The organism is Enterobacter cloacae complex sp. P1B, assembly GCF_014982345.1.
GTDB lineage: Bacteria > Pseudomonadota > Gammaproteobacteria > Enterobacterales > Enterobacteriaceae > Enterobacter > Enterobacter bugandensis.
The window spans coordinates 30106-43220 of record NZ_JADCLF010000019.1 but is presented as its reverse complement, the minus strand read 5'-3'; the positions used below and the strand labels follow the sequence as shown (position 1 = coordinate 43220).

The window sequence follows — 13115 nt, the reverse complement described above, 5'->3', positions numbered from 1 at the left end:
AAACATGCTTACTGTAAATGAAAATACACATTCCCTGGTCCCATTAAAGGATTTAGTAGGGGAACTTTCAGAGTTGGTGAAAGATAATGCAAGACTGCTTCTGGAAAAAGAGAGTGGCGAGCACACGTTGCATGTACTTCCTGAAATTGATGGTAAAACAGAATTTTATCATTTAAGGAAGCAGCTGCGGAAAGCAGGGATTAATCACCAGGTTTCCTACACGAACCGTCAGGATATTGAAAAGATTGGACATCTCTTTAACACTTTTGAAAAAAATACAGAGACTGAGCAATCTGAAAAAGGTCTTCAGGAAAAGGTCCTTGAGATTATCGAAGACGCGGTAGCACGGGGAACATCAGACATTCATTTTAGAGTGGAGCACAGTTTCACTCACGTCCTTTTTCGAATTGACAGTGTCTTGCGTCAGATGCATGAGTTTGAGATGTCAGCTGAAGGTGGAAAACGAGTTGTCCAGACTCTCTACAACACGATGTGTAATGAACAAACAACCCCCACACTGAGCTATAACAAATCCTCAGATGCAAAGATCAAAGAAGAATTTGTCCAGGGATTCGGTTTGAGCACCGGTCGCGTAGCAACCCGCCCGGGCGGTTCAGGAAAAATAATAGTTGTAGTTCGTTTGATTAACCGTAGGAAAAAGTCACTTACACTGGCTGAGCTTGGTCTTACGGAAAATGAGCAACGTATCATTAGAAGTGTATTAGCAAAGCCAGCGGGGGCTATCTTCTCCAGTGGTCCAACAGGTCATGGTAAATCAACGCTAAGCCAGTGTATGGCCGAGATCTATACTGCTGAAAACCCAGGGATGAATATGCTCACAATTGAGGATCCTATAGAGTCCCCGATAAGTGGCGCTTTCCAGACCCCCCTGATGATTGGCGACCGTGGCGACAACCAACTTGTTGAAGCAGCATGGGGAAAAGCGATGGCCAACATAATGCGTTTAGACCCTGACTCGATATATGTGGGTGAAGTAAGGGACAGTACGTCAGCTACTGGTGCCGTTGAAGCGTCTCAGACAGGTCACTCTGTTATAACAACAATTCATACCAGTCATCCCATCGATATTATTCAGCGCCTCCGACGGCTTGGGGTAGACCAGGATTTATTAACTGATGCAACTCTGATTACATGCCTGATTGGACTAAGGCTGGTAAAACTATCGTGCCCTCATTGTAAAATCAAATATACGGACCATAAAATAAATATTGATCCGATTTTTACAGAGGTGATTGATAAATACACTGACATAGACACTGTTTATCTTCAGAACCCGGGCGGTTGTTCTAAATGTAACTATACCGGAATCAAAGGTAGGACTGGAGTTTTCGAAGTTATCGAGACAGATTACAAGTTTATGCGTCTCTATGACCAGCAAGGGAAAATTGCTGCATGGAAATACTGGCGTGAAAACGGGGGGGTAACACTCTGTCAAAACGTAAAGAGATTAATCAATGATGGTGTAGTTGATCCTGTGATTGCGCATAAATCGGTTTGCAACCTTGACAGGGATGACAAATTCAATGAATAGATTAGATCGTTTCATATATCAGTTAACTTTGAGCGCGAATGATAGGATTGAGCTGTATGACAATTTTCGGCAGTATACACTTGATGGATTACCGGCTCTTGAAATATTTAATAAGTTGATTGAGAACTATACGCGTCGCGGGAAAAAACCTAAAAACCCAATGGGGCGTATTTTGATTGAGTGCCGAGATAATCTCAGCGCAGGTTATTCTCTCGCTCAATCATTGCGCGAATGGATACCAGATCAGGAACTCAGCATCATTGAATCCTGTGATACAGCAGGAAAAATAGCAGATGGATTTCTTAATGCTATGTTGATTGCAGATGGTACTCACAGGATTGTATCTGCGGTAAGAGGCTCCGTAATGATAACAACATATATGTTGTCATTAGGGTTAGGTATTCTATCTTTGTTCTGTATTTTACTTGTCCCTATATTGAAACAGACGGTGCCATTAAATCAATGGAGTGATGCTCAGCTAATGGTCTATTATCTGTATATAGGTATAACAAATTACTCTTACATATTTATACTATGTCTTTTAATAGTTAGTTATTTGGTTTACAAAAGCCTTTCGAACTGGTCTGGTAATATAAGGCTTTATTTCGAAAAAATTCCTCCGTATTCAGTTTATAGCCGGCTGCAGGGGGCGACTTTTATCATGAATGTGAATGCAATGTTATCTGCTGGCATCACTATGGAGGATGCTCTTTCTAAAATGGTTGACTCCTGTCAGTCACGCTGGTTAGAAGAAAGGTTGGCAGCAACTCTTGAGCAGATAGCGAACGGGGAACCAAATCTGGGTAGTGCATTAGATGTTACTGGATTTGATTTTCCTGGTGAAGAAGCAATTATCAAGATGCAAAGCTTATTCGAAACTACAAATCGAGAGGGGTCTTTAAAACGATTCGCAGAAAAATGGTTAGATAAAACTATAAAAGGAGTTGAACAAACAAGTGACCGTATGAGGATAGCCAGCATGTTAGGATGTGGCGCTGGCATTTCTTTTTTAATAATTATTATGTTTGATCTTATACAAAGAGCTTTTTTCTTTAACTAAAGCCGATGGTTAAAAACCATCTTAAGAGTCAAGTAAAGGTGTCAATAGTATATGTAATGGCACGTTAGATATCACAATGCCTTTTGCTGTTACTTGCTGCTTCTTTTGTTTAATAACACTATGCATCACTCTATGCATAAATTCTTTTAATCCCAATTGTTCATAAAAATGGAGAACTCTATGAAAAGCCCTAAACGCGGTATTGCAAATATCACTGACTTCATCAGCTCATTAGGAGGTCAGCTTGTTATCATCGGTCTTGTCCTTGCAGCCGCAGTTGTTGCTTACTTCAAGATATCAGCAACAAGCGAGGTAACATTGGTCAGCACATTATTAAACGAGACACGTCAGTTGCGTTCCAGTGGCGGATATGGCACTACTGATTACTCTGCTGCCTTAATCGCGTCTGGAGCTGTGCCTGGCAACGTTACTGTATCAAATGGCCAAATTTACAACCGCGCAGGTGGCGTTGTTACAGTAAAAGGGAACGGCGTTGGGTTTACTGTAACGGACACTTTACTCTCGGCAAAAGAGTGTATTAAGGTTGCGCAGGGTGTTGGTACTTCAGATATGGCCTCAACAAAGATAAATAATCAGACTATTACTGGTGAAGTGACAGCAGCTGCTGCAACCACAGCATGCACTGGTGCTACCAATACAGTGGTCTTCACAACTAAATCTTAATCACTTTCTAGCCGCCTTCGGGCGGCTTTGGACTTTAAATGCAGCGCTTAAGAGATAATGATTTTGTTGACTTGTATATTGGTAAAGATTATGCAGAAATTAAGGGCCTTACTGGAGCTGACAAAATCCTCGTGTCAGTTCCAGGTCATTTAATAGAAGACTGCGAAATACTCACCGAAAGATGCCTGTCTTTTTATCGTGATTCTGGACGAACAGAATTTTCACTGCTTCATGATATGCGGTTATATCGCGTCACGGTGACAGTAGATCTCTTTGGTGGCGAGAATTTTGTTATTCGCCAAACCCCGGACGGGGTTCGTAATTTGAAAGATATTCAACTATCAACAAAGCTACGAAACTCTATTGATCAAAACAATGCAACAGGGCTGGTTCTCATCGCTGGCGCCATGGGTTCCGGTAAAACAACTACTGCTGCGGCCATTCTAAAAAGACGTATCGAGGTAACTGGGGATTTAGGCGTCTCCATTGAAGACCCCGCAGAAACGCTTCTTAAGGGGCGTCATGGCGAAGGTCGTTGCATGCAACTTGAGGTGAGCGGCAACGAAACCTATGCAAGCGCAACAAAGAAAGCATTCAGGATGGGGGCGTCATCTTTTCTGTTGGGGGAGATTCGAGATGGAATAACGGCTCATGAAGTTCTGAAAGCAAGTTTAAGTATGTTTGTAGTTTCTACCATCCATGCAGCATCAATACAGGAAGCGATTGAGCGTTATGTCATGTTTTGTGAAGAATTAAATCCAGGGGCAAAAGCAAATGTGGCAAGTACTCTTTATATCGTTGCACATCAGGTTATGACTACTGTGATCCGTGATGAGAAAGTTTTTTCACGGAATGTTGATATAACAGGTTTTGATTTACGTAATTCAGGATCAGCAGATACCATAAAAGCGAAAATTTTAACAGGTAATTACTCCGCTTTACGTGATGACTTACGTTCTAATATGAATAAACTGAGGCCATAATATGAGACGTTCATTGAAACGTGGTATATCAAACGTTACCGATATTGGTATCGCAGTTGGTATGATATTCCTTATTCTTACATTCTTCGTCAGGCCGATCACTCAAACAGTAATTGATGAATACAGAAATAGTGTTGCGGCCGGGCAGGCCTTGACCGTTCAGAATGCAGTAAATAAGTATATTCTTGATAATGCCGCTACCATTTCAGCAACTGCAACGCCAACAGTACCATACAATTTAACAGTACCGATGCTTGTCTCCGCTGGTTATCTGCCATCCGGTTATTCTCCTACCAATAATTTCTCGGCAACTTACGCAACCAAGATCTTTGAACCTACGGCTAATAAGTTCCATACCATGACATTCCTTACTGGTGGAGTTCAGCTATCACTTAGCCAGGCAAGAAAGATTGCAACACGTATTGGTGCAACAGGTGGGTACATTGAAAGTGGTGTTGCTAAGGGAGCTTTAGGTGCCTGGAGCACGAGCCTCTCTGCTTTTGGTGGATTTAATCCGGGTGATGGTCACATAGTAATTGCCGGTTTCTATCAGAATGGTGCCGTTTCGAACGATTATCTCTATCGTAAGGCGGTTCCAGGCCACCCTGAATTGAATACCATGAATACCTCCCTGAATATGGGGGGGAATGACATATCAAACACGGCAACGTTTCGTGGTACCAATGCAGCAATCTCTAACACAGCGACAGCTGCTACTGTCAATGCCACAACTGTAAATGCAACTACCGGGAATATCTCCGGGGTGCTTACTGCGGCTACTGCGAGGGTTACGGGCGCACTAACTGCAGGTACTGCGGACGTTAGTGGTGCTGCGAATGTGTCTGGAAAGATAACCGGCGCGAGTGTGATCCAGGGGCAATATTTCTTCCCTTCACAACAAGTGGTTGTTGGACAATCCTGCCCAGTGAATGGGTATATGGGCAGAGACAGTACCGGACAGACAGTTTCTTGTGTTAATCGAGTGTGGGCAAAGAGTTCTGGTGTACCTGTTGGTACAATTGCCATTTGGGGAACCGCGGCAATTCCTGCGGGGTGGCTCGAGTGTAATGGACAGTCATTCAGCACTTCAACATATACCGAACTGGCTTCATATTATCCTTCCGGGAAGGTACCTGATTTTCGTGGGGTATTTCTACGTGGCCTTGACCGTGGATTAGGACGTGATCCTGATTCAGGACGCGGGTTGCTGAGTATCCAGTCCGACGAATTTAAAAAACACCGTCATCAGCTCCCCCTTGAGCGAGTCAGGTCTAACCCCCAAGCTCCGCATGGTGTTACAGGTATTGCGTGGGGAGGGAGCTATCAATCATTTCTGACGGATTCTCTTTCCGAGGAAGCCGGTGGTGATGAAACCCGACCGATAAACGCAGCTGTAATATATATCATTAAAGCGCAGTAGGTGGTTTATGAACTATTCCGTAGTCGCTTTTTTTATCTTAGCTTTGTCATTAAGTGGTCTGCGTATCGTTAATACAGAAAGGGCTGAGGTTTTAGAATCAACTGATATTCAGACTAAAAGCGGTCAGTTTATGAACTATGTATATGCCTTTGATAGTTACTATCAAGCTAACAGCGGTGTTAATGGAGACGTCACCGCGTCAGTTCCTTTACCGTCGTGGTTGCCTAAAAACTCAAGTATAAAGATGTATGTCAGTAATAAGACTGGCTATGTTTATATGCCGGCCAGTAAAGGCGTTTTTTATGAAGTGCTCAAAACAACGGATTTCAGTTCTGCTGTTGGCGTAACGGATGCTACAAACATAAATACAGTTTCCGGTAAGGTTTCAAAACCCGGGTTCATTGGAAATAATAACATCGTTTATGTGAGGTGAAGGTGCTCTGGATTGGAATCTACTCGATCGCTTTGGCAGTTTTGGGAAAGCTATTTGCAGAACATCTTCCATATGTTTATCAAACAGTAAAGATAAAGGTTATTGAGGATAACAAATTATTAGAAAGTGAGGAGGTCAAAACTGAATCATACCCTTTCGTTTCAGTACTGATGTTCATGTCTGTAATACTGATTTATAACTTAACTGATAACCTTTTTCTATCGGTTTTTGTCTTCGCTTTCGCCTGTGTTGCTTATACGGACCTCGTTATGCGTTGGGTGCCCGACATACTTATATATTCTATGATCTGGATAAGCTTACTTGGCTTCACAAAACCCATCGACGAGGGGCTTCTGAGTATAGCCTTGTTCTGTCTCCCAGCTCTCGTTATATATTTGGTTTCGTATATCAGTAATCGGGGTAAATGTATTGCAAGCGGTGACTGGTATGTGATTCCTTCTGTAGGGTTATGGTTATCTCCAGATATAGCAGCCTCTTACATGGCAGTCTGTATTATTTTAGTTGCTATCACCTGCAGATACACTAAAGATGTTCCACTCCTTGCTTGTTTATTTCCAGTTTTTGTTGGGGGTCAGCTGTGCGAATTTTATGGTGTTATTTAACTTCAGTCATAATGATTGCGTTCCCATATGAAGTAATGGCGCAAAAATTGAATAACAATTTTACGCATTGTTTTGTTCAGGCCGCAGATCGCTTCCAAATTGACCATCGGCTTTTGGTAGCAATTGCTGAAGTGGAAAGCTCAATGAATCCACGTGCAATTGGGCAAAACAAGAGAAACGGTAAGGTTGTTAGCGAGGATGTGGGTCTGATGCAGATAAACTCCTCATGGTTCCCGCTTCTTGGGAAAATGGGCGTTACCCGGGACATTTTGATTGAAAACCCATGCCAGAATATTTTCGTAGGTGCATGGATTCTGGCGAAGAACATATCAGCTAACGGAGTCAATTGGGAATCTGTTGGAGCGTACAATGCAGGATTCAAGAATGCGAACGCTCCGTTCAGGCAAAAATACGCAAAAAAGGTTTATGCACGCTATCTAGAGCTTACAGGTGAAGGATGAAAAATGAACGATTCATTAATGATACGTCTCATTTTTGGTGATTTTACATTTTTTATTTAATTTTTCTCTCTTACCTGCCGATATCAGATAGATGACTCTCGCGTGAAGCCCATGTCTTCGCAATTTCTGATCTAACACAGTACAGTATTTACCCATCCATAATGAAAAATCCAACAGTCTACTCACTCCAGGCCTTACGGGGTATTGCAGCAATTGCTGTTATGTTATTGCATCACCAAGGCTTTACCGGGCTCTCATCAGATAGTGTGGCAGGAAATCTGATTGCAGGGGGATCCTGGGGTGTTGACCTCTTCTTTATCATTAGTGGTTTCATTGCCGCTTACACGATTCCCAGGGAATCCTCTGGACTTGCTGCCGGTGTCGATTATTTCGTTAACAGGCTGGTTCGAATCGTGCCGCTCTACTACATCATGACATTAAGCAGTTTTGGAGCAGATAAAGACGCGTGGATAGCGAGTCTTAAGTCCCTCCTCTTTATCCCCATTGGTGGCATGGATGACGGGAGTAACTCTCTTGGACCAATTTATGGAGGAGCAACTATTGGTCAGGGTTGGACGCTAAATTACGAAATGTATTTTTATATGATTGCTGCCCTATCATTTATATTTGGTGCAAGAAAATGGGTTGCAACAATTACCTTCATCACTTTAGTTATTCTAATCCCTCTGTTCTTGTTTGAGATTCCTGAGCAGTACTTAAGATACGGCTTCACTATGGATTCAGCTTATCTTTCAATGGTTACACATCCAATTATTTTTGAATTTATTGCAGGTGCTGCACTTGGTCTTTTATACCCACTATTGAGTGATCGCTTAAATATATTCTCATTAACATTATCAATTTTTGGTGTGGTAATTTTTATATATAATGCATTAGCGCATACGTGGCCGGGGCATGGCGTTTTGGGTTACGGTTTGACTTCTTTCTTGCTTGTATTATCTGTTATACAACTCGAACGAGCTGGATATGTGATTAAATCTCGAGTCCTTTTATATCTGGGTAGTGTATCTTATTCTGTTTATTTGTTGCATATGAATATTAAAAACATATTCATAAAGCTCTTTAAACATAGTGGTGTAGATATGGGTGAATACGGATTGATATTATTGTGCTTTTCAATATTAACAACAATGATTGTTGCTCATTATACACACAAATATATCGAAATTAGTTTCACCAGATATTTAAAGAATAAATGGGTTTTATTCAAAACTGTTCGTGCCAATCAGGTTTGAATTTGAGTAGAATCATTGGCCGCGCGAGCGGCCATAAATCACTATCCATTCTGTACTTTCTTTCGGCTTGAAGTCTAATTGTATGTACTTGGATTCATGAATTGTATGATATTAATTGGAGCGTAGCCAAGCGTGATTAAACTTTGCAGTAATCTGTATTCAATCTGTTGTGTTATCTTTCTGATTAGTTTCCCATTCATAGTTGATGCTTCCGTTCTTCAGGGTAAGGTTGTCCGTGTTCTTGACGGTGACACTATTGAGGTATTACAGGGACAAAAGCCTGTCAGGGTCCGGTTATTAAATATAGACGCTCCTGAAAAGAATCAGCCTTTTGGCCGTTGGTCTTCTGATCAACTTAGAAGGTTAGTCGCAGGGCAACCAGTTACAGTTGTATCTACCCGCAAAGACCGTTACGAACGTGTCCTAGGTCGTGTTTTTACCTCAGGTGGTAAGGAAGTAAACCGGGAGCTGGTGTTATCAGGAGCTGCATGGGTCTATGACTTCTACAACAGTGATAAGGAACTGCCCGGTCTCCAGCTGGAAGTACAGAAACAAAAGTGCGGCCTGTGGGCTGATAACCAACCTGTTCCTCCGTGGGAGTGGCGGAATAATAAATAAGAGGGTTTTTATTATGAAATGTCCAGAGCCTTTAGATGGATTGTGTGATTGTGATAAATGCAAGGCTATGCGTTTGCATGAAAGTAAAAATTTTTATGTTTGTCTTGTGTGTCATAAAAGAGTAGAGCCGTTAACCCCGATTGATTTAAATTCTAATGACTGGCTCCCTGATAAAACAGAACAGTTTATCGTTAATCTTGCTGACTGGATTAAACAGGAGGTGGCGGAATTAGGGGAAAATGCCTTTTATCATCCTAATACCGAATACTTTAAAGTTCTACGTGAAATCAATTTTCACGAAAAGGAATTTGTTGCGAACAGTCTTGATCTTTTAAAAATGGCGCGTAAGCATTCCATCACATACGACCAGCTTACTGAGAAAGATAAATCTGTTATAGATTTTTGGCTAATGGAAGAGATTTTTCTTGTAACTTATGACGATGAATAATGAGGGCTGGTATGTTTAATCAAATCGAAAGTGAGCGTTTTGATAAAAGAGTGTGTGTAAAGGAAGTTCGCGTCAGTGCAGATATTTTTGCTTCTTCTCTTATGACTGAAAGCGCGGCAGAAGTTGATATACTCGTTCCTGATTATGAGTGTCAAGTCCTGTTGGATTTGTATGAACGTCTGTGCCAATTTTCTTTCCGTCACGGTGAAGATTTGCAACAGTTATTTCAGACAGACAAATATGTCTATATGACATGTTTCATTCATGATGTTGCTACATTTGAAACTGAGTTTGTGAATGAAGATTTTTTAAAACCATTGTTCAGTCATGGCAAGGGTGGAAACGCTATGTACCTTATCAGTTTCCCCGAAGTGAGTATCCAGCCGTAATAAGGAGAATAGTTATGTATATACATATTGTGCCGTCTCTGTTTCATCTGATGGCAAATAAATGTCATCTTGAGTCAATTGTTATTTCTGAACTGGGATTCAAACTTGAAGGTGATGCACTGTCAACTGGCAGGCCACACCCCAATAAAAATATCTGGGTAGGGATGAAAAAAGGCAGAAAGGCTATCAATGGTCTTTTACTTAAAACTAATAAGCACCTCAAATCGTTTACTGCTGACTACCAGTGGGATATAGAAAACTTGGGGATGATTAAGCATCGAGTGACGACCTATATTGAAGATGATGAGTTTGATATGGTTTCACAAGATATAATGTTAAATGTTGGATTCGATGGATGGAAAAGTCGAGTTCATTCCGCCTATGAAAATCTGGCTCCGGTAAGAATCCAGCCGAAGATGGAGTCCTTCTTAAATAAACCTGGTAAAGAGACTCATGATGTCTGGAAAGAATACAGCTGGGGGGATTTTCTTTTGTCCAGAGAGGAAAACTTGTTACTACATACCATCCAATCAGAACGCTTGAATACTGAATGCTCTATGTTCAGTCGACTGCCTTCGACGGATCAGGCTATTATTATATAAGGGGGTTGGGATGGATTTCAGTAAAATTGATTTTACTCATGATTGTTTTGTTGATTTACACGTAGGTAATTACGGCTCTTTGTCTGACTTGTTTTTTTCTGGTAAAACCGACTTAGCTACGCTTGAACGACTTTTTACTGATTCTCACGACTGGCAAAAATCTTTTCAGCGTGAAGGTAGACAATATGTGAAGGGTTTTGTTGATCCGGCTAATGTGCAACTCATTACTTTTATACAACATGCTTTTACAACACAAAAAGAGCTCGACGATGAGTTTTATCGTGAGCATGGTTTTTACGAACAATCTCATGACTTCTTTGATATATGGTTTGATAACGATGTTAGCGATGTACAAATCAGTTTCCCTTATTTATTCAAGGATGGAACTTGACACATAAACAGAACTGACGCGTTTCTCTTGTCCAACCCCTCCACCACCTGAAATAAATGTCAGGCAGCAGAGGCGTTTACACTAAACGGAAAAAAATGATGAAAAAAGAACAGGCAGAACATGAGCTGGAAACTTTGCTTTTTAAAATTGAAAATCCTAAAAAGACTCTTGATGATTTAGAAACGGCACAGTGGCATTATATGGATTTGGTCGGTATTACTTCAAGTGGTATTTTCGATAGTAGTACTCTTGAGCAAGAGCGCAATGAAAACCCTCACCTTCTTAATGTAAACGATGGGCTACCAGTTTTTGACGATGATCATTGTGCAGAGTTTATGTCTACTAAACATAATCTTCCATTACAGCTTTGCATGGCATATGTTTGGAGCCATAAGTGGTGAGGAGAAGTAATGATTAATGAGTCTGAAATAATACGTTTTAATAACAGTGCAAGATTGTGTATTTTCTAACTTCCAATGCTTGAGTGCTAAATTCTAATTCCTGATGATTTTTTGATAATCTAATTCATTGCCATGAAATAGTTTTAGCGTAGTTTAAAGCTAATTTTTATTGTTGATCTAATTTGTTACTGCATTTGAGCAATGAGGGTTTTTACGTGGATTTTATGCTGTCCCCGTTTTAATTTTTAGGTAAACTAACGTGCTCCAGACCATACACGTACTACATGGAATCTTAGATGTTAAAAATTTTTAATACGATGACGCGCCAGAAAGAGGATTTTAAACCTATCCATGCCGGGGAAGTCGGCATGTACGTGTGTGGCATTACGGTTTACGATCTTTGTCATATCGGCCATGGCCGTACCTTTGTCGCGTTCGATGTCGTCTCTCGATACCTACGCTTCCTGGGCTATAACCTGAAGTACGTTCGTAACATCACCGACATCGACGACAAAATTATCAAGCGCGCTAATGAAAACGGCGAAAGCTTCGTTGCGCTGGTCGATCGCATTATCGTTGAGATGCACAAAGACTTCGACGCCTTAAATATTCTGCGCCCGGACAGCGAGCCGCGTGCGACCCACCATATCCACGAAATCATTGAGCTCACCGATAAGCTAATCGCGCGCGGTCACGCCTACGTGGCGGACAACGGCGACGTGATGTTCTCCGTGCCTACGGACCCAACCTACGGTTCGCTTTCCCGTCAGGATCTGGACCAGCTGCAGGCCGGCGCGCGCGTGGACGTGGTGGACGTGAAGCGTAACCCGATGGACTTCGTGCTGTGGAAGATGTCCAAAGCGGGCGAACCAAGCTGGCCATCCCCGTGGGGCGAAGGCCGTCCGGGCTGGCACATTGAGTGCTCGGCGATGAACTGCAAACAGCTGGGCAAACATTTTGACATTCACGGCGGCGGTTCGGATCTTATGTTCCCGCACCACGAAAACGAAATCGCGCAGTCCACCTGCGCCCACGGCGGCGAGTACGTAAACTACTGGATGCACTCCGGGATGGTGATGGTTGACCGCGAGAAGATGTCGAAATCGCTGGGCAACTTCTTCACCGTGCGCGACGTGCTGAAGTACTACGACGCGGAAACCGTGCGTTACTTCCTGATGTCTGGCCACTATCGCAGCCAGCTGAACTACAGCGAAGAGAACCTGAAGCAGGCGCGCTCGGCGCTGGAGCGTCTGTACACTGCGCTGCGCGGTACCGACAAATCTGTGCCTGCGGCGGGCGGTGAAGCGTTTGAAGCGCGCTTTGTTGAGGTGATGAACGATGACTTCAACACCCCGGAAGCCTACTCCGTGCTGTTCGACATGGCGCGCGAAGTGAACCGCCTGAAGTCAGAGGACATGGCAGCTGCGAATGCCCTGGCCTCGCATCTGCGCAAGCTCTCTTCCGTGCTCGGCCTGCTGGAGCAGGAGCCTGACGCGTTCCTGCAGAGCGGCGCGCAGGCGGACGACGGCGAAGTGGCGGAGATCGAGCGGCTTATCAATGCGCGTCTGGAAGCGCGTCAGGCGAAAGACTGGGCGGCGGCGGATGCGGCGCGTAACCGTCTGACCGAGATAGGCATCATTCTGGAAGACGGCCCGCAGGGAACCACCTGGCGGCGAAAATAGTCCCTAAAAGACTAACCACTATGTCTTGCCGGTGATCCGGCAAGACAATATTCCTCATTTAAAACCTTCTCTTCAAAGATAGATGTACACCCCAATTTAATCGTTATTAACC

Annotated in this window: 16 protein-coding genes; all 16 read left to right on the top strand. The window is 42.8% G+C overall.

The window, feature by feature from the left end:
* The first annotated feature begins 4 nt into the window (after positions 1 to 4).
* Positions 5 to 1552, top strand: a complete 1548-nt coding sequence (locus tag INF77_RS22170; protein ID WP_193533042.1) for a GspE/PulE family protein — start codon at positions 5 to 7, stop codon at positions 1550 to 1552.
* Positions 1545 to 2612 carry a type II secretion system F family protein gene (locus INF77_RS22165; RefSeq protein ID WP_063425484.1) on the top strand — a complete coding sequence of 356 codons (1068 nt, stop codon included), beginning with the start codon at positions 1545 to 1547 and terminating at the stop codon, positions 2610 to 2612. Before INF77_RS22170 ends, INF77_RS22165 begins: the two co-directional genes overlap by 8 nt.
* Before the next feature lie 180 nt (positions 2613 to 2792).
* Entirely contained in the window at positions 2793 to 3296 is a 504-nt protein-coding gene (locus tag INF77_RS22160; protein WP_063425481.1) for a type 4 pilus major pilin, read from the top strand.
* A 38-nt stretch (positions 3297 to 3334) separates the two neighbouring features.
* On the top strand, positions 3335 to 4279 hold the full coding sequence (locus INF77_RS22155) for an ATPase, T2SS/T4P/T4SS family (RefSeq protein WP_063425479.1): 945 nt from the start codon (positions 3335 to 3337) through the stop codon (positions 4277 to 4279).
* 1 nt (position 4280) lies between these two features.
* Positions 4281 to 5699: a shufflon system plasmid conjugative transfer pilus tip adhesin PilV gene (pilV, locus tag INF77_RS22150; protein ID WP_193532768.1), complete on the top strand. Its 1419-nt coding sequence runs from the start codon at positions 4281 to 4283 to the stop codon at positions 5697 to 5699.
* A gap of 7 nt (positions 5700 to 5706) precedes the next feature.
* On the top strand, positions 5707 to 6132 hold the full coding sequence (pilM, locus tag INF77_RS22145; RefSeq protein ID WP_063425475.1) for a type IV pilus biogenesis protein PilM: 426 nt from the start codon (positions 5707 to 5709) through the stop codon (positions 6130 to 6132).
* Positions 6133 to 6134: 2 nt separating this feature from the next.
* A complete protein-coding gene (locus tag INF77_RS22140; protein ID WP_193532769.1) occupies positions 6135 to 6755 on the top strand; it encodes a prepilin peptidase in 621 nt (206 codons plus the stop codon).
* A 35-nt stretch (positions 6756 to 6790) separates the two neighbouring features.
* Positions 6791 to 7216 (top strand): lytic transglycosylase domain-containing protein, encoded by a 426-nt coding sequence (locus INF77_RS22135; RefSeq protein ID WP_227413999.1) that lies wholly within the window; start codon positions 6791 to 6793, stop codon positions 7214 to 7216.
* A 161-nt stretch (positions 7217 to 7377) separates the two neighbouring features.
* Positions 7378 to 8472, top strand: a complete 1095-nt coding sequence (locus INF77_RS22130) for an acyltransferase (protein WP_074163157.1) — start codon at positions 7378 to 7380, stop codon at positions 8470 to 8472.
* 162 nt (positions 8473 to 8634) lie between these two features.
* Positions 8635 to 9090 (top strand): thermonuclease family protein, encoded by a 456-nt coding sequence (locus INF77_RS22125; protein ID WP_370529668.1) that lies wholly within the window; start codon positions 8635 to 8637, stop codon positions 9088 to 9090.
* Between the two features lie 13 nt (positions 9091 to 9103).
* Complete coding sequence (locus tag INF77_RS22120) at positions 9104 to 9538, top strand: hypothetical protein (protein WP_193532992.1); 435 nt, start codon at positions 9104 to 9106, stop codon at positions 9536 to 9538.
* A gap of 11 nt (positions 9539 to 9549) precedes the next feature.
* Entirely contained in the window at positions 9550 to 9927 is a 378-nt protein-coding gene (locus tag INF77_RS22115) for a hypothetical protein (protein WP_193532993.1), read from the top strand.
* A 14-nt stretch (positions 9928 to 9941) separates the two neighbouring features.
* Complete coding sequence (locus tag INF77_RS22110) at positions 9942 to 10529, top strand: DUF6012 family protein (RefSeq protein WP_063425465.1); 588 nt, start codon at positions 9942 to 9944, stop codon at positions 10527 to 10529.
* A gap of 10 nt (positions 10530 to 10539) precedes the next feature.
* Complete coding sequence (locus tag INF77_RS22105) at positions 10540 to 10920, top strand: hypothetical protein (protein ID WP_193532994.1); 381 nt, start codon at positions 10540 to 10542, stop codon at positions 10918 to 10920.
* A 95-nt stretch (positions 10921 to 11015) separates the two neighbouring features.
* On the top strand, positions 11016 to 11321 hold the full coding sequence (locus INF77_RS22100) for a hypothetical protein (RefSeq protein WP_227414032.1): 306 nt from the start codon (positions 11016 to 11018) through the stop codon (positions 11319 to 11321).
* 296 nt (positions 11322 to 11617) lie between these two features.
* Positions 11618 to 13003 (top strand): cysteine--tRNA ligase, encoded by a 1386-nt coding sequence (cysS, locus tag INF77_RS22095; protein ID WP_193532995.1) that lies wholly within the window; start codon positions 11618 to 11620, stop codon positions 13001 to 13003.
* The last annotated feature ends 112 nt before the right edge of the window (positions 13004 to 13115 follow it).